Below are 21,923 nucleotides of genomic sequence, written 5' to 3' on the forward strand. Positions count from 1 at the left end.
ATTTCTGATATTCTATTGATGAAAGGAGAGTTACCAAATGGATTCGTTAAAAAAAATGAATGAAGCATTAAATTATATTGAAGAAAATCTTGATGGAATAATTGATTTTAAAAAAGTAGCAAGACTGGCATTTTGTTCAGAATATCATTTTCAAAGAATGTTTTCTTTTCTTGCGGGTGTTTCGTTATCGGAGTACATTCGTAGAAGACGCCTTACCTTAGCGGCTTTTGAACTTAATAATAGAAATGTAAGAATAATTGATTTAGCTGTTAAATATGGATACAAGTCAGCAGATTCGTTCACAAGAGCGTTTCAAAATTTACATGGCATAACACCATCAGAGGCTCGATATAATGGAAAATCATTAAAAGCCTATCCGCGAATGACTTTTCGATTATCAATTGAAGGAGGAAATGAAATGAACTATAGAATTGAGGAGAAAGAAGCATTTTATATAATTGGAATAGAAAAAAGGGTGCCTATAATTTTTAATGGAGTAAATCCAGAGATTGCTAAGATGTGGCAAAGCCTAACTGTTGAAAATATTAATGAATTGAAAGAGTTATCTAATACAGAACCAAGAGGACTAATAAGTGCATCTTTAAATTTTTCAGAAGGACGAATGGAGGAGAAAGGAGAACTTGATCATTATATAGGTGTTGCAACAACAAAGGAGTTTCCCAATAATTTATCAAAACTTGAAGTTGCTGCATCAACATGGGCTGTATTTGAAGCTGTAGGACCATTTCCAGATACATTGCAAAACGTTTGGGGACGCATTTATTCTGAATGGTTTCCATCTTCAAACTATGAACAAACACAAGGTCCAGAAATTTTATGGAATGAGAATAAAGATGTAACTTCACCAACTTTTAAAAGCGAAATATGGATACCGGTTGTAAAAAAGCACTAGTATAGATAGATAAAAATTACAATTTCAGTAGGAATAGCATCGTATCCTAATACGACAACTCAAATTGATAATTTGCTTGAAATGCCTGACACAGCACTATATCGAGCCAAAAATACTGGAAGAAATAAAGTGATTTTATTTAACCAATTTGTTTGAACCAAATAAAGAGTAACATGTCATAACGGGGATATGAATGTTACTCTTTGATTTATATTTATAGGGGGAAAATTTATGAAAAAAAGTTTTTATTATCTTTATAACCTTATTATAATAGTCCAATGTGTCAGGATGGTGGCAAATTTAAATCACAACATGTAGATTTAACTAAGTAATTATAAAAAGCTTATTTGAGAATACAATAATGTAATATTAGAAAATATATTATAATTTACAGTATAAGTTTCATATAGGACAAAATAAGAAAAAAATTAGGAGAATAGTATATGAGTGAAAGAATAGGTATGATTTGCAAACTTGCACCACAAGAACTAAAAGGAATTTATACATTTGATAAGATAGATTCTGATGATATAGATGGATTATCAGTTTCTATGTTAGACGCATTTAAAGATACTGTAGACTTCAATGGTGAAACAATAGAAGAGTTACATAAGGAGATTTGTAGTATTGTTGAAAGTACTTTTGGCACATTTATTCCCGATGCTTCATTTCAAATTAAACAAAATGGGGAAATTGCTGCTGTAATTCTTATCAGTCTATTTAAAGGGAAACCATTTGTTTCAGAGTTATTTACAGTTAAGAAATATTTAAAACTGGGGATGGCAAGTAACCTTTTGAAAAAGAGTATAAATGTATTAGGGAATTTAGGATACGATGATTTAATTTTATATGTGCACCCTGAAAATGCAGCTGCTGTAAATCTTTATAAAAAAATTGGGTTTATAGAATTATAATTTTATAACCATATTGCATTGGGTTTAAAATATATTGTAATGAGTTTGGTTGAAAGCGGATATATTTTTCCATTGCAAGGTATTCGTTAAGTCTGGTGATAAAAGTCATGCTACCAGAAACATTTCAAATCTTATATGGAACACTTGAAGTAGCTTTAAATCCTCAATACTAATGTTTAGCGTAAAAAATGCCCCAATAAAGGGGCGCGTATATGTGTCAGCTAATGTCTATTGGATATCTATATTTTGATTATATTCAATTTAATTAGAAAATAAGAATTCAATCAATTCACTTCTTTTATCGATATATCTTATTGCCATTGCTTTAAAGAACTAATCATGAAATTTCTTACGTCTATGTTATATACATTTTTTAAGTTATCTTCTAGAAATACTTCTTTAGGTGTACCTTGGCTGACTATTTCGCCATCGCTTAGTAATATAATTTTTTCACCAAATAAATTAGATAAATTTAAATCATGTAATACAGCTATTACAATTTTATTATTTTCTTTTGCCCAAAGGCTTAAATATTCTAGAATCTCAATTTGGTACTTTAAATCAAGATGATTTGTTGGTTCATCTAATAAAATAATTTCTGGATCTTGGGCAAAGGCTTTTGCTATGAAGACACGTTGAAGCTGGCCGCCAGATAATTCATTTATAAGTTTATCTTTTGAATCTATAAGGCCAACACTTTTTATAGCCTCCATTATGATTAAATCATCTTCCTTACTTAAAGAGGATAAAGCTCCTTTTAAATAAGCATATCTGCCTAAAGCAACAGTTTCATAAACTGTGTAAGGAAAGTAAACATTGTTACTTTGAGTCATAAGTGCAATGTGTTTTGCAAATTCCTTCACAGGTAAATTTTTTATATTCTTTGAATCAAATGTTAGTGTTCCTTTATATTCAATGAGTCTGCCTATAGCTTTTAAAAGTGTACTTTTTCCACATCCATTTGGACCAACTATACAAAGAATTTCTCCTCTTTTAGCTTTAAAGGCAATATTCTTTATGATATCTATTTTGTCATATCCACAAGAAAAATTTTTAAGCTCTAACAAAATCATCACCTACTTTGATTAATTATTTTCTTTCATGTGCCTTATTAAAGTATATGTATGCAAAAAATGGAGCTCCAATCAGAGCAGTAATAGCGCCAACTGGCAATTCTGATGGTATTATAATTATTCTTGCTACTAGATCAGTAATCACCATAAAACAGCCGCCTAAAATTATACAGACTGGAATCACATATTTATGCTTTGCTCCAATGATTCTTCTTACTAAGTGAGGAATTATTAAATCCACAAAACCAATAATTCCACTTAAGGCTACAGCAGAACCTGTTAATATAGCAGAGAAAATAAGGAGCCGAGTCTTTATAGTATTAACATCTACTCCAACTGATTTTGCTTGATCTTCACCAAAAGATAATATATCCATTTCAGTGCAGTAGCGCATAACACCTATTATTCCAATTATAAAAAATGGAACTCCCATTTGTACATATGACCATCCCTTCATGGAAAAGGAACCCATTTCCCAAAGAGCTATGCTTTTTATATCTTCACTATATAAGGCAGTTACTGTTGTAAGTATTGCACTGCAAAATAAAGAAAAAACCATACCAGATAAAATTATAGTTGAAGTTGACATGCTTTTATCAACATTGTAGGCAAATTTTATGATAATAAATACAGTCAAAAGCCCACATAAAAAGCCTGTTAAAGGAAGAGTAAGCCTGCCGAGCATAGGTATTGAAAAACCAGATATTATAAGAAATCCAACTCCAAGAGAAGCACCAGAAGATACTCCTAAGGTATATGGTGAAGCAAGTGGATTTCTAAGTAATGATTGAACCACAGCACCACTAACTGATAAGGAACTACCTACAAGAAAGGCTAAAAAAACTCTAGGCAATCTTAAATTCCAAATTATCGCCACATCATTAGGGTTAATCTCTTTAAGTAGTGGAATTCCTAAAACTTTATATCCAATTATTGATGCAATATGGATTAAGCTAGTATCAGAACTTCCAATAGAAGTTCCGATACATAAAATTAAAAATGTTAAGGGTATTAATAATATAATAATTTTTTTATACATTTGCATATTCCTCAGGATAAATAGCTTTTGCTATTTGTTTAAGTGCTTTCAGTACATTTTGTGATGGTCTGGAAGAGGAATTATTATCAATAGCAAAGACTTTATTGTTTTTAATTGCAGTAACTTCTTGAAAACCATCACGAGTCTTTATATTATTGACAGCATTACTTGTAGGTTCATTTGTAAGTATTACATCAGGATTGGCTTTTACTACAGCTTCAGGACTTGGAGATATCCACGAATTTTCATTAGCAAAGATATTTTTGGCGCCTACAATTTCAATCATTTCATTTAAAAATGTATTATTACCAAAACTATATAAACCTGAAGTTGACCCTATTTCAAAATATACATTTTTCTTATCAGTAATAGTATCTCCAATTTTCTTTATTGAATTTATTTCATCTTTTAGATTAGCTGTCATCTCGTCACCTTTTTTCTCAGTACCAGTGATTTTTGATATAAAGTCAATATCTTTATAAAGGTCTTCTATGCTTGAACTAGTAGGTATGTATACAACAGGAATTCCAGTTTCTTTAACAGCTGCAAAGGGGTCTTCACTCCCAGTTTTATTATGTCCTGAAGCTATTATTATGTCAGGCTTTAAACTCACAAGAGTTTCAGCATCTGGATTCTTAAAGTCAATCTTAGGTAAATCTTTATTGATACCATCCACATCTGACGAATATTTATCTATAGCTACTAGCTTATCTGAAAGTCCCAGCCCAACTAATATTTCGGTATTTGATGGCGCTGTAGATATTATAGTTTTTACTTTTTCAGGAAGCTTAAAGCTGTTACCTTCTCTATCTGTCATTGTTGCAGTCTTATTACCACAACCGAAAAGTGTACTCATAGCTAATATAACTATTAAAAAGAGTGATAAAAATTTATTTTTTAGTTTCATGATGCCCTCCTAAAATATAGTGTATTTAAGGGTAACAAAAAAAGCATACCATCGAGAGTATGCATAGATTCATAATAACATGCCTATAAAAATCAGAATAAAACTTAAAAGTCTTATTTTCATAAAACGCATGATTACTTAAGTCACATTCAAAAAATAACAAGTTCATTTACCAGCTTATTTTCAACTATCCTTCGGAAGTAGACTGATCTAATAGACTTGATATGATGAGATCAATTTACCTTCTTGACTGATGAAAAATATTCATGGTAGCGTTGTACTTGAAATTTATTGCCATGTGCCTAATATCCCACCCTCAGAGGATATTATCGGTGTATAAAACAAGGTATCCCGACTCAACTTCATCCTAATTTCAAGCCTTCCCAATTTCTCAGTGGCACGTTAGACACAATCAAAAAATAAAAGATTGGACTTGTTATTTTTGATTATGCCTTTGATTTTGTCAGTTTCACGGTTACTGGGGTAGTTGAAGAATTTCACTCCATTCCCTTATTACTTAAATGCAGACTATAGTTTACATTCATATAATTAAAGTATTTAACATAAAAAGATTATACTATTCATAGTAAGTTTTAGCAATAAACCAACTATAATCTATACTTAGGCGTATAACTCACGAAATCATAAATATTTTGATTCCGAAAAGCTATGAAAATATCGCTGAAGGTTCTAAGCGGCAGGTTGTATCCACTTTAGCATGCTCCAACTTTCAGTTTGACAAGCTAAAGTGGAACAACCTACAGCTAAGAACCTTTAACAGCTCATTTTCAAATGTTTTCTTCACAAATATATTTATGATTTCTAGTAAAGATATGAACTTAAAGTTTTAGTAAATTTGTTAATATGTTCATCCATATAGATAAGCCAATTATAAGTTAGATTTATACTATGAAATATATCCCAACTAGAAATGGGTAATATATTTTTGTGGAATGTTTCATTGGTAATTTTGATGGATGTGATTCTTTGGCTATAAGTTGTTCCAAATGTGCTAGTTGAGAGCTTGTTCTTTGAGGTTAGTACTTTGGGTGCAACTTTATAGCCTTAGAATCACCCATCAGAATCACCTAGAAACTGGAACAAAAGTATATTATTCATTTCGGTGAGGTATGCGCATAAATCTAAGTTATATATTGTTTATCTATAAAATGTTAAATAAAAATATTACTTTATTGGAAAAAATTCTATAAAATGACTCTAAAATGATGTAAAATGTTTGGTAGGTTAATAAATTTATTAAATTGAATTATGAGGGCGATTAAAGTGATTAAAAAAATATCTATGTTAATGACATGCATACTATGTATTCTTATTTTTTCAGGGTGTTCAAAGAATCAGGAGATTATTACTAAAACGGCATTGAAAATGGATACTGTTTTTCAGCTAAAAGCATATGGTCCAAAAGCTAATGAAGCTATAGAAGCATCTTTTTCAAGATTAGATGAGATTGAGCAAATGGCAAGTGTGACTATAGATAGCAGTGATATAAGTAAAATTAATCAAGCTGCAGGTAAAGAATATGTACAAGTACATCCTGAGATTATTAAAATGCTTGAAACCGCAGTTAAGTATTCTAAATTGAGTAATGGGGTATTTGACATAACTGTAGGCCCACTTGTAAATCTTTGGGGAATAGGAACAGATAACGAAAGAATACCTACAGATGATGAGATTAAGTCAAAACTACCGCTAGTTGGATATAATGATATCAGTATAAATGAAGAGGATAGTAGTATTAAGTTACTAAAAGAAGGTATGGCAATAGATTTAGGTGGAATAGCTAAAGGATTTGCTGCAGATGAAGTGTTAAAAATTTATAAAGAGTACGATATTAAAGGCGGGATTATAAGCCTTGGAGGTAGTTCTATATATACAGTTGGTAAAAAGCCAGATGGAACACCATGGAATGTTGGAGTTAAGCATCCTAGAAAAGACAGCGATCAAGATTATGTAGGAATAATTAATTTATCAGAACAAGCACTTTCCACTTCTGGGGATTATGAAAGATATTTTATAAAGGATGGTAAGAGGTATCATCATATATTAAACCCAAGCACAGGATATCCAACAGATAATGGTGTAATGAGTGTAACTATAGTTGTAGACAGCAGTATTCCTGATAGCAATATGCTTGCTGATATTTTAACCAAAACTGTTTTTATAGCAGGTGTGGATAATGGCTTGAAATTTATAGATAGCTTGCAAGGTGTTTCTTGCATGGCAATAACTTCTGATTATAATATTTATAAATCTTCAAACTGGAATATAAAATTAGATAAATTAGATCCAGACTTTAAATTTGCCAATTAATTTTTTTATTATGCCTCAGTCTAGTATAAATTTTACAATATGTTTACATACTGACAATATAGGAGGCTATAATATGAAAATGAAAACTAATCAAAGAGCCTTAATTTTATTAGTCATTATGTTTATAGGTTTTATAATTACTTTGTTTCCACAAAATACACCTATAATAACTATATTGCAAAGTGGATTTGAAGCTGGAGTGGTAGGTGGATTTTCAGATTGGTTTGCAGTAGTAGCACTTTTTCGGTATCCCTTAGGAATTCCAATTCCACATACTGCACTTCTGCCTAGGAATCGTAAAAGAATAACAGAAGGTTTAGTATCAATAGTTGAAAACAACTTGCTCAATAAATCAAGTATTATAAATAAAGTACATGAATTAGAAGTAGTGAAAAAAATATTAAATATATGCAAAAAAATTATATGTTCTAAGCAAGGAATAGAAGCAGGAATGTATGTTATTAAACGTGTCATAGAGCATATTCCTATAGAAAAAGTTTCTTCATCTTTGCTTAAACTAATTCAAAAATATTTGAATACATTAGATTCTAAAAACTTTCTTGAAAAATTAATTGGCATATTCTTAAGAAATAATTATGAAGAGAAAATTTTAGATAATTTACTTATTAAGCTTGAAGAGATAGTAAAGCAAGATAAAGTAAAGAATGAACTTGGAAATATAGTATTCAATTCTATAAATAAACTAAAGATAAGTGGAATAATGCAATATTCATTAAATACAGTCTTAAATGTTTTAGGAAAAGATAAAGTAGGAAAAATAGCTCAAGATTTAGTCGTTGTAATATTAAAGGATTTAAAAAAACATGATAATACCAGTAGAATTACACTGCTTGAATTAATGCAGAGCAATATAAGAAACATAAGTAACAATGAAGAAGTTATTCAAAAAATAGATGAGTATAAAATGAGTTTAGGCAGTAATGTTGAACTAAATAACTTTACAATAAAAATATTAGATGAATTAAAAAATATAATATTAGGTTATGTTAAAGAAGACTACATAAGAAATAATATACTGCCAATGCTAAGCAATTTAATAGACAGTATATCAGAAGATATTGATTTAATAAATAAATTAGAGCAGCAGATACAGGAACGTGTATCAGGTTACATAAATTCCAATCATGAAAATATAGGAAGATTAGTTAGAGATAATATTGAAAGATTAGATACTGAAACTCTTATAAAATTGATTGAAGAGCGTGTAGGCGATGACTTGCAGTGGATAAGGATAAATGGTGCTATTTGTGGTTTTTGCGTTGGTCTGGTATTAGGGATAATTAGAGTTTTGTAAGTATTAAAAACGCATCATCAGTATTTGTTAATAAATAAAGAGTATCTATAGGTTGAAAATTTCACTGCTAAAAAATAGAGTTTCACAATGTTTTTTTAGTAGATTTTAGAGCAGATATTATTGCTGTAGAAGGCTGTAGAAGAATGTACTGAACTTATAAAGAGAATTGCAAATAAAGAAGATCTATAAATGCAATTCTGTATTATTATATATGTTGCAATGCACAATTCACAATTACAGCTAAAATTCTTACAATATTTTTAGAATTATGATGAAGAATTATTTTTGCAATATATATATTATTATTATTTACATTTCATGAACAAAATTTCTTTTACAGTCTCCTCAAAAGGTATTGAAACACTTTTAATATTTCCATTACTATCATAATTAAAGGTTACATCAATCAAGTAATATTCCATTATTGTCATGGTAAAAATGTCATAGCATTTATGATTAAGTGTATAGTCTATATTATTATAAATTAATTTTAAGATATTATCTTTTACTTCGATTTTTAAAGAACCATATGCTGGATTTTCATATATGCCAGTATACTCTTCAAGGGAGTGAGATGGAGTTGAGTTATCTTTTTTTGAGTCTATTCTAGGCTTAGTAGCAGCTTCCATTGCTTTCATCATCTTTTCAGCTTCATCCTCTAGTTTTTCACAAAAATCACTATGTTCATAGCCTAAAAGCTTGTCGTATATATGGTATGCTATAGGCATTGCACAGACAGGATTATTTAAATTAGTAAGAATAACTACGCCAATATTCTCGTCTGGAAGAAAGCTTGTATAGGAGCAAAATCCATCTATATTTCCACCGTGGTTAACATGTTTTTTTCCCCTATAGGCTTCAACAAACCAACCTAAGGCATAAGATGAAAATTGTAATTCATCAAACTTTAAAGGGATTAGCTCACAAGGGAGTTGAGGTGAATGTAACTCACTTATAGTTTTTTCTGATATAATCTGTTTTCCATTTACTTTACCTTTATTCAAATGAAGGCTAAGCCATTTTAACATATCATTTAAACTTGAATTCATAGAACCAGCAGGAGCAACAGCATCTAGTTTTCTAAAGTCTATTTGATTAATTTCTTCACCTTTTTGCGCATAGGGCTTACTGTAATCAGAAGACTCTTTTAAAGCATCTACTGAGAAATTTGTGCTGTTCATACCAAGAGGCTCAAGAATTCTTGATTTCACAAATTCTTCCCAGGTCATTCCTGTAACTAGTTTAACAAGGTAGCCAGCTGTGGCATACATCAAATTATTATATTGCCATGTTTCTCTGAAATCTTTACTAAATTCCAAGTATTTAATTTTATCTACCAGTTCTTTTCTGCTTAAAGAAGGATTTGTATACCATAAAATATCATGTCTAGGCAATCCTGAACGATGACAAAGCATGTCCCTTAATGTAATATGTTCTTCAGCATATTTATTTTGCATTTCAAAACTAGGCATGTATTTTTTTATAGGAGTATCAAGATCAAGCTTACCTTCATCAACTAATATACCTATTGATAGTGAAGTAAAAGATTTACTTGCAGAGCCTATAGCAAATAAAGTATCTTTTGTAACATTCAAATTTTTGTTAACATCACGCAGTCCTAACTCATTGCAGTATATTATTTCATCATCTTTAATAATACCTACAGCCATTCCGGGAATTTTCCACTTATTCATATACTTAGATAAAAAGTCATTAAGATCTTGAGAGTTATTAGATAGAATATCATTCATAATATTGTACCGCCTTTATTTATTTTTTATTTTCCTTCATTTCTTCTTCTATCAAATTCATTTAATGCTCTCTTTTGTATTTCCAGTGCATCGTCACCCAGATCAAATTCAGCTTCTTCTTCGAAACCATCCTGCTCTTCGCCATCAAACCTATATAATTTCTTTAATAATGTCCATAAGATTTCCATTTCTTCAATGGAAAAACCTTTAGAAAGCATCCCAAAAAACTCCATCGATTTTTCGGCACCTATCATCATGGCATCCGTTCCAGCTTTAGTAATCTTCACATTAACTGCACGTTTATCATATTGGCTTGGCACAGTAATTACATATCCTTTGTTCTCTAAATTAGTAATCAATTGTTTTACACTCTGTTTTGTTGTACCTAGTTTTTTAGAAATATTATTTAGAGTCGTTTCATTTTCAGGTAAATGAATAATAGCAACCATTGCCATAAGCTGTCTGCTAGTTAAAGGTTCACAATATTCATCACCCTTAATTTGAATTTTATTAGTGAGAGAAAACAGAGTTGCGTATATTTGTTGTATTAAAAAAAGCGCTTTATAGTTATCCATAAAATATCTCCTCCTTAGTTGGACAATATACTGTCTAAAATTACAATAGCATATTATTCCAATGTAGTCAATATACTGTCTATTTGTTTTTAGTTATACTTCATTATAAACAGAGAGGACTTGAATAAGAAAAAAGGAATAGGGGATATTGCTTAATACTAGTACTTGGTACTATAACTATAATATTTCTGAATCTTTTTTGTAGAAAGAATTATTTAATGATATTACCTGAAATAATGTTTTGGATAGGCTGTGCAGTTACTATGTTGGAATCATATTGAGGTTGTATTCAGTATTGACACTTGGAAGATCTTTCACCATATCAGTGCAAGTGGATTTAAAGCAAAAAATAATTCAAACAGGTCCATATAGATACATTAGGCACCCTGCATATAGCGGAAGTATATTATATTTAATTGGAATAGCATTAGCTCTTAGAAGCATCATTGGAACTATTGTAACTATAACAATTATTGCTGTCATTTATGGATATAGAATTAAGATTGAAGAAAAGACATTAGAAAGTAACTCTAAGACAGATTATCAAGAGTATAAGAAGTGTACTAAAAAGATTATTCTATTTACTTAGTGAAAAATATAGTTTAATCATATAAAAGCAAAAATATATTTATTGGATATTAATTATAGGCGTGTTAATAAAGTAATCTTAATCTATTAATACTAGATTAGAATTTTTCTATATTATTTTTTATATCAAGTACAATTTCTTCAATTATATCTTTAATTTGTAGATTTCTAGTTCCAGGAATATAAATGCCATGCTTTTGTAATGGAAGTATATATTTAGTACAATCCATATTAAATATTGCATTGGAAATCATAGTAGTAATTTCTCCATTTATACCTCCACTACAGATTATTCCGATTGGTCCTATTATACTATCTATTTTAGTTGTCTTGCAAAATGAACTGATTGCCCTTTCACCGCTTATACCAACATTTGCACCGGCTTGTACCATTTTTGAGGTAGCAAATGAGTTGGTACCAAGTGCAATAATATAAACATCATTTTCTATTTCTTTACGGATCCTCTTTATGATGTTTTGACCAAGGCCTGCACCTTGTGCATCTATTACTGCAATTTTCATATTAATGATCATTCCTTTCGCTATGATTAAAAGATATAATTTAATAAAAGTAGTTAATGTATAAATAAATTAGTGCTAAACTATAAATAAGATTTTTATTTATAGTTTCTGATATTATTCTATACCTTGAAGTTAACTATAAGTCAAGTGCTTTTTAGTAACATTAAGTGATTGGTGGTCACATATTTCATAAAAAGGCTATATAATTTTAAATTGACTGAAATTAATCTGTGATTTTGTTCTTAACATATATTATTATAGAATAAAGAGAAGAGATTTCATATGATTATTGGAAACACAAAATAATAAAGTTATTAAAAAATTGCAGATATGAGGTGAATGGATGAAAATTAAAGTTGTAAAACAGCTGCTAGAATTAAACGAAAATTTCAACAATGATATTAAAGAAATTTTAAGAAGAAAAAATGTATATTTAGTAAATGTGATGGGTTCACCAGGGACAGGCAAAACAAGTTTGATTATAGAGCTAATAAAACAATTAAAGGATAAATTTAATATTGCTGTAGTTGAAGGCGATATTGCGGGACAAGTAGATGCTGAAAAAATTGATTCACTTGGAATTTCTGTCATTCAGCTTAATACAGAAGGAGAGTGCCATATAGAATCAAAAGCAATTTATAATATCTTAGGATACTTTGATTTAGACGAAATTGATTTGATTTTTATTGAGAATATTGGTAATCTTGTATGTCCTGCTGAGTTTGAACTTGGTGAAGATTTTAAAATTGCTGTTTTAAGTATTCCAGAAGGGGATGATAAGGTTGAAAAATATCCATTACTATTTTCTAAAGCTGATGCAGTTGTATTAAGTAAGTATGATATGATGGAATACTTTGACTTTAATGACAATAAGGTAGAAGAAAATGTTAAAGAATTAAATCCGTTGGCAGCTACCTTTAGAATATCATCAAGAACTGGACAAGGATTAAATTCATTTGTTACATATATTGAAGAAAAAATAAAAACAAGAATTCAAAGGTAATTTAATATTTACAATTTTGGAATTGTATAGTATCATAAAATTGTATACTACGAGGGTATACAGTTTTCATACAATATATATTGCAAAAATAATTCTTCAGCATAATTTTAAAAATATTAAAAGAATTTTGGCTGTAGTTGTGAAATGTGCATTGTGAATTGCAACATATATAAATTAATAGATTAATTTGGATTATTAATAACCACGAAGGTTGATTGCTTTATTTGTAATCAGTTTTTGTGGTTTTGTTTTTATTAAAAATTGGGCATATTGAGGAAATAACAAGTGTAATTATCTTCACATGCTTTAAAGGAGGAATTAAAATGCATATTCCAGACAATTATCTAAGCCCAGCTACCTGTGCAGTTATGGGGGCGGCAATGATTCCAGTTTGGACAAGAGCTGTAACAAAAGTAAAAAAAGAGGTAACTAAAAAGAAATTGCCGCTTATGGGAGTGGGGGCATCACTATCATTTTTAACGATGATGTTCAATGTTCCGTTACCAGGTGGAACCACTGGACATGCTGTAGGAGGAACATTAATTGCTATTCTTTTAGGCCCTGAGGCGGCATGTATTTCAGTGACGATAGCACTTTTGATTCAAGCATTACTATTTGGTGATGGAGGTATTTTAGCCTTTGGAGCCAACTGCTTTAATATGGCATTCGTCATACCATTTGTAGGCTATTATATTTATAAGTTTTTAAAAGAGAAATTTAAGACAGAGAAAGGAGAATATATTGGGACATTTATTGCAGCTTATATTGGAATAAATTTGGCCGCTTTATGTGCAGCAATAGAATTCGGAGTACAGCCATTACTTTTTAAAGATGCAGCAGGTATACCGCTATATTGTCCTTATCCTTTATCAATTACTATACCTTCAATGCTTATTCCACATCTTGTAGTCGCAGGAGTATTAGAAGGAATTATAACTGTTGGCGTATTAAGCTTTATAAAAAAAGTTTCACCAGGAATTATCTATGAGGGAGCTACTACAAAATCAAAGCCTGTATATGGATTAATAATAGCGCTAATATGCCTCTCACCATTAGGGTTATTAGCTACAGGTACAGCTTGGGGAGAATGGGGAACTGATGAAATAAGTTCTGTAGTAACAGGTGGTAATACGTTAGGATTTATACCTAAAGGCATGGAAAATGGATTTAGCTTTAATGCATTAATGCCAGATTATTCTGTTGCAGGTCTTCCAGATAATTTTGGATATATTTTATCTGCAGTTGCAGGTGTTGCAATACTATTGTTAGTATTTAGAATAATAGCAAGTATGAAAAAGACAACAAAAGTATAAAGTGAAACTTGATTCAGGTGAGGTGATTTAAATCTGAATCTTAGTTTAACTTATATGTGCTCCATCAATTCAGCAATATGTAGTGAAACAAAAGTGAGAGTCCAAATTTTATATTTGGGTTCTCTTTTAAATGTGCCTAATATACGTTATAAGAAAGGAAGTTATTAATGCCAGAATGGCTTTTAAAGAAAGACAATTATACACCGCTAAAAGACAAGAATTCTTTTATAGATAAGAGCATTCTGTCAATATTTAATGTGCTTGCTATGTTTAGGCAGCAAACTAAAATAAGAAACTCTAAATTTGGAATTAACCCATTAACTAAATTAATATCAACGCTCATACTAATTATTTTTGTTTCCTTAAGCAGAAATTTTCACTTTATTGTAATTACAACTGTGTTTATGCTTGTGCTAATAAATCTTTTAAGTATAAAAGAAATAAAATATGTTGTCAAAGCAAGTATGGCGGCGGCAATTTTTACGTTTATTATTTTGTTACCAGCTATTTTTTTAGGGTATAGTAATAATACCTTAATGATCACATTAAAAGTATTAGTTTCAGTTGCTTCTGTCAGTATATTAACTTGCACTACTCAGTGGAATGAATTAATAATTACTTTAAAAATATTTAGAATACCAGATATATTTATTTTGGTACTTGATATTACTATAAAATATATTATAATTTTAGGCGAATTTTCATTAAATATGGTTTATGCTCTTAAATTAAGATCAGTAGGTAAAAACAATCATAAAAGCACTGCACTTTCCGGAGTCGTAGGAACTATGTTTATAAAGTCTAAAGAGATGGCAGAAGAGATGTATGGAGCAATGGAATCTAGAGGATTTACAGGAACATATAAAGTATATACGAAATTTAAATTTAAGCTAGTTGATTATGTTTGTTTTATTCTTACCATAATTTTTGTGTTAACATATTTTTATTTTGATAGGTTGTGATTTAATGATTGATATAAAAGATGCGAATTATTCATATGATGCTGAAGTTACCGCACTAAAAAATGTAAACCTACATATTGATGCAGGTGAAGCCATTGCTTTAATAGGTGTAAATGGAAGTGGGAAGTCTACATTAATGAAATTAATTAATGGATTAATAATTGCTGATAGTGGAAGTTATTTATTTGAAGGTGAAGAAATTAATAATAAAAAAATGCAAAATGAAGAGTTCTCGAAGGCTTTTCATAAAAAAATAGGTTTTGTTTTTCAAAATTCAGATGTACAGCTATTTTGTTCAAATGTATATGATGAAATTGCATTTGGGCCAAGACAGATGGGAATGGATGAAGAAGAAGTTAGAAAAAGGGTAGAAGACACTCTAAAATTATTGAAAATTGAAGAATTAAGAGATAGACAGCCATATCATTTGAGCGGTGGAGAAAAGAAAAAGGTTTCTATAGCTACCGTAGTAGTTTTAAATCCAGACGTTTATATATTTGATGAACCAATGAACGGACTTGATCCTAAAACTAAGAGATTTTTAAAAGAATTCATGATAGCTATAAATAATGCAGGAAAAACTATTTTATGTTCTACCCATGACTTTGAATATGTAAAAGGGGTATTTAAAAGAGCAATTGTTTTTTCAAGTAATCATGCGATTATTAGAGATGGTAATTATGATGAGATAATGAACGATAGTGACTTTCTATATGACAATAACATTATATAATGTTTAAGCTATACTGAAAATAATAATATGAAGAAAGAACAATACAAGTTAAGAAAAGCAATATATTATATGGAATAAAAATTGCAACTAATCTTATCAAATTAGAGGAAGGGTTAACATCTCTTTAAAGTCATTTTTCAAATTAAGTATGTCATTAAATTAAATAACATTATTGAATATTAGCTCATGAAAGATTCATAAAAGTAAAAAACGGTAGTTAGGAATGAGAAATCCAACTACCGTTTATTTTTGTATGTACAATTTATTCTATATTAATTTCTGTTAGTTTATCATTTGTAGGTAAGGTAAATGATAAAACTTGCTGGATGGATTCGAATGCCCAAATTGAAGTAGAATTACATTTGTCCAGTGGCAATAGAAATATAGAATAAGAAAAAATAAATCTTAGCAATAATGTTATATATGTTAAAATAAAGATATGTAAAACATTAGACGTAAATACAATTTCAGGTAGTGATAATCATGTCTATGCTAGAGGGGCTGCAAGAACTCCACGATGCTAGGAAAGTGGACATACACTACCTCATCACAAAACGTATGGAAGATGAGTTATATCTCAAACTCATAGGTTTAGAAAAAGTGCATTTACGTGAAGGTAGGCTAGTTTAAAATCAAAATTTAGATAAGAATATTAGTAAAAATCAGTGCGTTACTAATATTCATGTGGAGTAATATATGAATAAATATACTAAGATAGAGCTATTTTTAATAATTGGTTTTTTAGTGTCAACTTTTGCATTTAGTTTAACAGTAAGTATTGTATATTCAAATTATAATAGAGTTACAGAACAAAACCGATTTAATAAAGATTATAAGTATCTAAAAATAGATACAGTACATGAGACTAAATATGTTGATGGAGCTGAAGTTGTAAATAAAGATGAGGATAAAGAAAATCCAAGCTTATCAGAAATAGTAGATGCTGTTCAAGAGGCAGGATATAAGAAAATTATTTTAAAGCCATTTGAAGATCAAATACAAGTTGATAATAAGTTTTATATTAATGATATATGGCCTTGCTCTAATGGGATTGACATAGAAAGTAGAAATTTAATTAAAGGAAGATACTTAACTGAAGAAGAGTTAATGAGCAATGAAAAAGTTGCTATTATAGGTTTTTGTTTAGAAAGATTAGTTGAAGAGAAAAATGGGGAACGTTATATAAAAATATTTAATGAAGATTATAAAGTTGTTGGGGTTCTTGGAAATACTGAAGTATTTAAATATAGCAGTATAATTCCTATAAGATCTCTATATTTTATAAACACTAAGGTTCCTAATGTTATTTTTTATAAGAATAATATAAGTAATATAGACATTAAAGAAATTAACCTGAAAAATATTAATGTTTCTGAAAAAGAGATTTCGAGGACTTCGGTTATAGATTATTTATTCAAAAATGTTTACGAACTTAAAAATAGCTTATATCAAATAATACTTGGTATAGCAAATTTACTTTTATTTTCATATTTCTTTGCTAAAAATATACGTGAAAAAGTTGCTATTATGAAAGTCTTGGGGGCTAAAAACTCTGATGTATTTAAAGAGGTTTTTGCAAAATTCATAAGAATATCTTCGATTGGAATTATTGCTGGACTAGCTTTATCAAAAATTACAATAGATTTTATGATGAAGTCTTTCCCATCTCAATATTCAGCTGTTAACATTCCAAATATTATATTAAGTTCAATGCTAATATTTATAATATCTATAATTGTATCTATACTAGTGTTGTTTAATGTAATTAGATTTAAAATAATGAAAGAAATAAGGTAAGTAGTATGAAAAGCAAATTTATCTTTTTTGATATAAAAAGAAACTTGATAGTTAATGTATTAATTATATTGGAAGTAGCTTTATGGATATTTTATGCTGCGTCTTTGGTTTCTTTAATTAACTTTGATAGGTCATATAGAAATAGGTACAACAGATCAATTTCCATAGATAATTCTAAGTTCATGACGTTTTATAAGATGATCCTTAAGGAAAACAAAGATATTGAAGATTATAAAAATGATATAAAGGAAAGTCTTGAATTAATATCAAAAAATAATTATACTTACGGTTTTATTCAAAGGGATCTGTATACGGATATTCCAATTGATGTTTTAGGGTTAAATTCTAAAGACTTAGAGTCTAATTTTACAGAAAAAGATACAAATGATGAGTTGATACATCCAATTGGATTCAATTATGGAATGATAGAACATTATCAAAATAATATAACTCAGGAAATTTCAAAAGAAGAATGGATTAGAAGTGATGAATATGTACCTGTAATTGTCGGAAATGATTTGGCTAAAAAAGTTAAGGTTGGCACTAGCTATGTAGCTAATAATATAACTTATAAAATTGTAGGGCAATTTAAGAAGGATGTATTAGCATTTGATTATACAAATAGTGTAGATAGCTCATTTTTATTAAATAAGTCATTTGTTATTCCACTTAGTGACGAAACATTCTTTCAAAATTTTGGATATCAACCTATAACGATATTTTTCAATGGTGACAAAGAAAATAATTCAACTGAATTAGAATCAAATATAAGAAAAATTTCTGATGATATAGTTGTTTCAGATTTTGGTGATGATTTAGATAAATTTTTGGAAGAAATAAAATCAAAAAAGTACTATGAAATATTTAGAATAATTATAATTACTATTATTGCATCTGCATCAATAATTACTACAATTAGTTATAAAATAACTGAAGATGTAGATAGGATTGGAATTCTTTATTCTTTTGGAATTAGTAAAAAAGATATATTTAAAACATTTTCTTCTGAATTTCTTATAAATATACTAATTGGAATCATAGGAGGAAGTTTATTTTATTTAAAGAACTGCGGAAGCGTTTATGCATTTTTTATTAATGAAAACTTATTATTCAATTTATATATTTCAATTGGGATATTGTTATTAACAATTATTTTAATTATGCTAATGAGTTTTAAAGAAATAAATAAGTTGACTCCAAAAGAGATGATGGGAGGATTTACAGAATGAGTATATTAGATTTAAGAAATATATATAAAACCTATGGAAAAGGTGATAACGAAGTTATAGCTGTAGATGGAATAAGCTTAAAGGTGGATAAAGGTGACATTATAGCTATTATGGGGCCTTCTGGTTGTGGTAAAAGCACATTGCTTAATATATTATGTTGTATAGACAACCCTACTAAAGGTGAATATTATATTGACGATTTTCAAGTGGACTTTAAGAAACTTAATCAGTTATCTAAAATCAGAAATGAAAAGATTTCTTTTATATTTCAAAACTTTGCATTAATAAAAGATCTTAGCGTGTTAGAAAATGTAATGCTTCCTCTTAAATTTAGAGGTATTTCACGAAAAGAACGAATAAATAAGGCAATAAAGTATTTGAAAGAATTAGATATATTGAATTTAAAAAATAAAAGTATTAGGCAATTATCAGGAGGGCAGCAGCAAAGAGTTGCCATTGCTAGAGCACTTACTCAAGAAAGCGAAATTATATTAGCTGATGAGCCAACAGGAGCATTGGACCAAGAAAATAGCATTAAAATTATGAAAATATTGCAAGAATTAAATCAAAAACATAATAAGACAATATTAGTTGTGACACATGATAATCTTGTTGCAAGCTTTTGCAATAAAACCTTGAAAATGAAAGATGGAAAATGGGATAGTATTAAATAAAGGAGTCATAATTTATGAAAAAAATACTTTTAACTATATTACCGAGTATATTAACATTCTTATTTATATTTATAGATTCTCATTTCCCATATAGTAAGTGGATTTTAATTGGTATTTATATTTTATTTCCGATAATGTTTATAATTCAGACTATTATTTCATTCAAATCAATAAAAAATATGTTGATTGGATTTTTGTTATTATCACTATCAATCATACTGCCTATTAATCAATGGTATAGAATGGGCAGCATAATTCCAGCCATAATAGTTTATTTAATATTGTCTTTAATAACATATTTACTGATAGTAGTTATAGATATTATTAAAAAAAATAAGAAAAGAACTAGAAATTAACGAGGGTGTCTTTGTAGAAATAACTAAGAGTGATAATTAGTGAACTGGTATGAAGCGTATTAAAAAATTCAAATTCTATATAAGTTATGAAGAAATTTTTGGGGGAGAGATATACTTATTTGTGGGAAGTTCTAAAGTCTTATTGGAGGGAATGAAGTGAAGAATAATTTAAGCGAACCGTATCATAAGAGACACTATAAAAGCATCTCTTATGAAATAACTAATTCACCATCGCCAGTTATTATAATTTTATATCCAGCTTTGAGAGGAAATAAATTAAATTTTTGCGATTGGGGCCATATGCGAATAGCTTGAACAGGAGTTTCAGTAGAATCTAAAATAAATATGTAAATCCGCTCATTAAAAGAATTATTTTGAACTGTATGTGTAGCATCTAGAGATAAATTTAAATCTTCAACTTTGTAGAAACCACGCTTAAGAATTTTACTTTCAGCCATACAAGGTGAAATCATAATATTAGAAGAAATAAAGAAGAAGAATAGTAATGCATAAATAAATTTTTTCATAAACATAATCACCTCTAAATTTTTATAGATAACAAGAAAATGAATTGAGCATTTTATCTAGTTTATAATAATGCTACCTTTACTAGATACAATTATTTCAAATTCAGATTCTAAAGGTATTAAAATATACTTGTCTGACTGAGGATCTAATCGCATATATTGCCTAGTTACTTGATTTGAATCGAAAATGGCAATAAAGGCATAATCACTGGTTGAAGTATTTTGTACAGTATGAATGCCGTGGGATAAATTTAAATCTGTAGCTTTATAAAATCCTTCATGTAAGGTTTTTGGTTCAGCGCCAACAGGGATTGTAAAAATATGAAAGATTAATATTAAAAAAAATAAAAATGCCAGTGGGTACTTTTTCATTAGATCACTCACCTTTCTAAATTAAAATATTATGGAATTATAAACTTAATTTTATTATGTGAAAGTGATGAGAATATATTCTGAAATATTAAAAATAAAAATTAAACCTGAAGAGGGGACAGGACAAGATTAGCAGTTTACTATTTAGAATGTAAAAAATGAGTGTTAACGGAGAAAGAGGCATTTATAGAATCTTGGCAAAATTTGAATCATGAGGGACGTAGAAATCTTAAGCATGGTTTTTCATGAGGTATTAACTTGAATGATTGAATCATTAGACAATGAAGATAATAAAAAAGGAAGCTTATCCACTATGAGATAAGCTTCCTTTTTTAGATTACTTAAGACTTAAGCTACATCAAATTTAGTAACTTGTCTTTGAGTAACTTGAGCACCAGATTTCTTAACTAAATCACCAGAATTAGTTTTGAAAACATTTTTAGCGATTACAGTATCCATAAGTGCATTAATCTCGTCTTTTGTAAGACTTGATTTAGCACCAGAAACACTTAAAGTACTTTTTTCACCAGCCGCAGTTAAAAAAGTCATAGATAAAGAATATTCCATTTAATTCACCACCTTTCTGTTTAGAGTAGAGTCAAGGAAGTTAAATCATATACATGATTTAACTAAGTTCGAGAAACCAAATCATAGATTTGGACTCTCACTTATCTGCTTAAGCATTTGCTAAACTAGAAGATTCATTTATAAAGTAGTCTTTAGTATTGGCTTCCATAACAGCTTTAATTGCATCAGCAACAGCATAGATATTTTCTGGTGCTGCATCTGTTTTGATGCCTGAGAAAGTTTTCTTAGTATAAATTGGATCGCCAGTTTTATCTAATCCTTTTTGAACCTCAATACTAAGAGAAACAGAGTCAATAGTTTTAGTTACAGCCATATATTTTTACCTCCTTCATTTTGTTTTCGTATATGATATACGCATTAATTCCATAGATTACATAAGTATTCTAAAATTTTTTTAAGCAGCAAATAATCAAAACAGTTGAAGTAAAGACACAAAGAAAAT

At 29.0% G+C, this 21,923-nt stretch carries 24 protein-coding genes and 1 riboswitch; of the genes, 14 read left to right on the plus strand and 10 right to left on the minus strand.

Going from position 1 to position 21,923, the window contains the following annotated elements:
• The first annotated feature begins 37 nt into the window (after positions 1-37).
• From L1S46_RS19355 to L1S46_RS19365, 3 genes are all read left to right on the plus strand, one after another.
• Positions 38-913 carry an AraC family transcriptional regulator gene (locus L1S46_RS19355; protein WP_238900772.1) on the plus strand — a complete coding sequence of 292 codons (876 nt, stop codon included), beginning with the start codon at positions 38-40 and terminating at the stop codon, positions 911-913.
• 21 nt (positions 914-934) lie between these two features.
• Entirely contained in the window at positions 935-1,069 is a 135-nt protein-coding gene (locus L1S46_RS19360; protein ID WP_343217280.1) for a diguanylate cyclase, read from the plus strand.
• Positions 1,070-1,356: 287 nt separating this feature from the next.
• Positions 1,357-1,827 carry a GNAT family N-acetyltransferase gene (locus L1S46_RS19365; RefSeq protein ID WP_238900773.1) on the plus strand — a complete coding sequence of 157 codons (471 nt, stop codon included), beginning with the start codon at positions 1,357-1,359 and terminating at the stop codon, positions 1,825-1,827.
• A 311-nt stretch (positions 1,828-2,138) separates the two neighbouring features.
• On the opposite strand, the gene L1S46_RS19370 is transcribed toward L1S46_RS19365, so the two are convergent.
• Genes L1S46_RS19370 through L1S46_RS19380 form a run of 3 tightly spaced genes read right to left on the minus strand, consistent with a single transcriptional unit; the run spans position 2,139 to position 4,846 of the window.
• On the minus strand, positions 2,139-2,894 hold the full coding sequence (locus tag L1S46_RS19370) for an ABC transporter ATP-binding protein (RefSeq protein WP_238900774.1): 756 nt from the start codon (positions 2,892-2,894) through the stop codon (positions 2,139-2,141).
• A gap of 22 nt (positions 2,895-2,916) precedes the next feature.
• A complete protein-coding gene (locus L1S46_RS19375) occupies positions 2,917-3,939 on the minus strand; it encodes an iron ABC transporter permease (RefSeq protein WP_238900775.1) in 1,023 nt (340 codons plus the stop codon).
• Positions 3,932-4,846, minus strand: coding sequence for an ABC transporter substrate-binding protein (locus L1S46_RS19380; protein ID WP_238900776.1), 915 nt, complete (start codon positions 4,844-4,846; stop codon positions 3,932-3,934). The genes L1S46_RS19375 and L1S46_RS19380 overlap by 8 nt, the downstream gene beginning before the upstream one ends.
• Positions 4,847-5,168: 322 nt before the next feature.
• Positions 5,169-5,394, minus strand: a riboswitch (cobalamin riboswitch).
• A gap of 736 nt (positions 5,395-6,130) precedes the next feature.
• Here L1S46_RS19380 and L1S46_RS19385 point away from each other — a divergent pair.
• Complete coding sequence (locus tag L1S46_RS19385) at positions 6,131-7,177, plus strand: FAD:protein FMN transferase (RefSeq protein WP_238900777.1); 1,047 nt, start codon at positions 6,131-6,133, stop codon at positions 7,175-7,177.
• Between the two features lie 73 nt (positions 7,178-7,250).
• The gene (locus tag L1S46_RS19390) at positions 7,251-8,492 is read left to right on the plus strand and encodes a DUF445 domain-containing protein (RefSeq protein WP_238900778.1); all 1,242 of its coding nucleotides are present in this window, start codon (positions 7,251-7,253) and stop codon (positions 8,490-8,492) included.
• 305 nt (positions 8,493-8,797) lie between these two features.
• Here L1S46_RS19390 and L1S46_RS19395 read toward each other — a convergent pair whose 3' ends face one another.
• Together L1S46_RS19395 and L1S46_RS19400 are read right to left on the minus strand one after the other, a co-directional pair.
• Complete coding sequence (locus L1S46_RS19395) at positions 8,798-10,243, minus strand: serine hydrolase (protein WP_238900779.1); 1,446 nt, start codon at positions 10,241-10,243, stop codon at positions 8,798-8,800.
• A 26-nt stretch (positions 10,244-10,269) separates the two neighbouring features.
• Complete coding sequence (locus L1S46_RS19400; protein ID WP_238900780.1) at positions 10,270-10,818, minus strand: MarR family transcriptional regulator; 549 nt, start codon at positions 10,816-10,818, stop codon at positions 10,270-10,272.
• Between the two features lie 241 nt (positions 10,819-11,059).
• Here L1S46_RS19400 and L1S46_RS19405 point away from each other — a divergent pair, with 241 nt between their 5' ends.
• Positions 11,060-11,407, plus strand: coding sequence for an isoprenylcysteine carboxylmethyltransferase family protein (locus L1S46_RS19405; protein ID WP_275297125.1), 348 nt, complete (start codon positions 11,060-11,062; stop codon positions 11,405-11,407).
• 97 nt (positions 11,408-11,504) lie between these two features.
• Here the strand turns inward: L1S46_RS19405 and L1S46_RS19410 are convergent, their stop codons facing one another.
• A complete protein-coding gene (locus tag L1S46_RS19410; RefSeq protein WP_238860000.1) occupies positions 11,505-11,927 on the minus strand; it encodes a DUF3842 family protein in 423 nt (140 codons plus the stop codon).
• Positions 11,928-12,270: 343 nt separating this feature from the next.
• On the opposite strand from L1S46_RS19410, the gene hypB reads away from it, so the two are divergent.
• From hypB to L1S46_RS19450, 8 genes are all read left to right on the plus strand, one after another.
• Positions 12,271-12,930, plus strand: coding sequence for a hydrogenase nickel incorporation protein HypB (hypB, locus tag L1S46_RS19415; RefSeq protein ID WP_238860001.1), 660 nt, complete (start codon positions 12,271-12,273; stop codon positions 12,928-12,930).
• 323 nt (positions 12,931-13,253) lie between these two features.
• Positions 13,254-14,243, plus strand: coding sequence for a cobalt transporter CbiM (gene cbiM, locus L1S46_RS19420; protein WP_023974577.1), 990 nt, complete (start codon positions 13,254-13,256; stop codon positions 14,241-14,243).
• A 167-nt stretch (positions 14,244-14,410) separates the two neighbouring features.
• On the plus strand, positions 14,411-15,205 hold the full coding sequence (locus tag L1S46_RS19425) for an energy-coupling factor transporter transmembrane component T (RefSeq protein ID WP_077856776.1): 795 nt from the start codon (positions 14,411-14,413) through the stop codon (positions 15,203-15,205).
• 4 nt (positions 15,206-15,209) lie between these two features.
• The gene (locus L1S46_RS19430) at positions 15,210-15,938 is read left to right on the plus strand and encodes an ABC transporter ATP-binding protein (RefSeq protein ID WP_238860002.1); all 729 of its coding nucleotides are present in this window, start codon (positions 15,210-15,212) and stop codon (positions 15,936-15,938) included.
• A 696-nt stretch (positions 15,939-16,634) separates the two neighbouring features.
• Complete coding sequence (locus tag L1S46_RS19435) at positions 16,635-17,735, plus strand: ABC transporter permease (RefSeq protein ID WP_238900781.1); 1,101 nt, start codon at positions 16,635-16,637, stop codon at positions 17,733-17,735.
• A 5-nt stretch (positions 17,736-17,740) separates the two neighbouring features.
• Positions 17,741-18,964, plus strand: a complete 1,224-nt coding sequence (locus L1S46_RS19440) for an FtsX-like permease family protein (protein ID WP_238860006.1) — start codon at positions 17,741-17,743, stop codon at positions 18,962-18,964.
• Positions 18,961-19,638 carry an ABC transporter ATP-binding protein gene (locus L1S46_RS19445; protein ID WP_238900782.1) on the plus strand — a complete coding sequence of 226 codons (678 nt, stop codon included), beginning with the start codon at positions 18,961-18,963 and terminating at the stop codon, positions 19,636-19,638. The genes L1S46_RS19440 and L1S46_RS19445 overlap by 4 nt, the downstream gene beginning before the upstream one ends.
• Positions 19,639-19,652: 14 nt before the next feature.
• A complete protein-coding gene (locus L1S46_RS19450; protein ID WP_026885650.1) occupies positions 19,653-19,994 on the plus strand; it encodes a hypothetical protein in 342 nt (113 codons plus the stop codon).
• A gap of 209 nt (positions 19,995-20,203) precedes the next feature.
• Here the strand turns inward: L1S46_RS19450 and L1S46_RS19455 are convergent, their stop codons facing one another.
• The 4 genes from L1S46_RS19455 to L1S46_RS19470 form a co-directional block, all read right to left on the minus strand.
• Positions 20,204-20,521: a hypothetical protein gene (locus L1S46_RS19455; RefSeq protein WP_238860075.1), complete on the minus strand. Its 318-nt coding sequence runs from the start codon at positions 20,519-20,521 to the stop codon at positions 20,204-20,206.
• Positions 20,522-20,578: 57 nt separating this feature from the next.
• Positions 20,579-20,893, minus strand: a complete 315-nt coding sequence (locus tag L1S46_RS19460) for a hypothetical protein (RefSeq protein WP_023974570.1) — start codon at positions 20,891-20,893, stop codon at positions 20,579-20,581.
• Between the two features lie 348 nt (positions 20,894-21,241).
• Positions 21,242-21,460 carry a DUF2922 domain-containing protein gene (locus L1S46_RS19465; protein ID WP_238860078.1) on the minus strand — a complete coding sequence of 73 codons (219 nt, stop codon included), beginning with the start codon at positions 21,458-21,460 and terminating at the stop codon, positions 21,242-21,244.
• A 109-nt stretch (positions 21,461-21,569) separates the two neighbouring features.
• Positions 21,570-21,794, minus strand: a complete 225-nt coding sequence (locus L1S46_RS19470; protein ID WP_238860079.1) for a DUF1659 domain-containing protein — start codon at positions 21,792-21,794, stop codon at positions 21,570-21,572.
• Between the last annotated feature and the right edge of the window lie 129 nt (positions 21,795-21,923).

It is taken from the genome of Clostridium sp. YIM B02500 (assembly GCF_022324665.1).
In the GTDB taxonomy this organism is placed as follows: domain Bacteria; phylum Bacillota; class Clostridia; order Clostridiales; family Clostridiaceae; genus Clostridium; species Clostridium beijerinckii.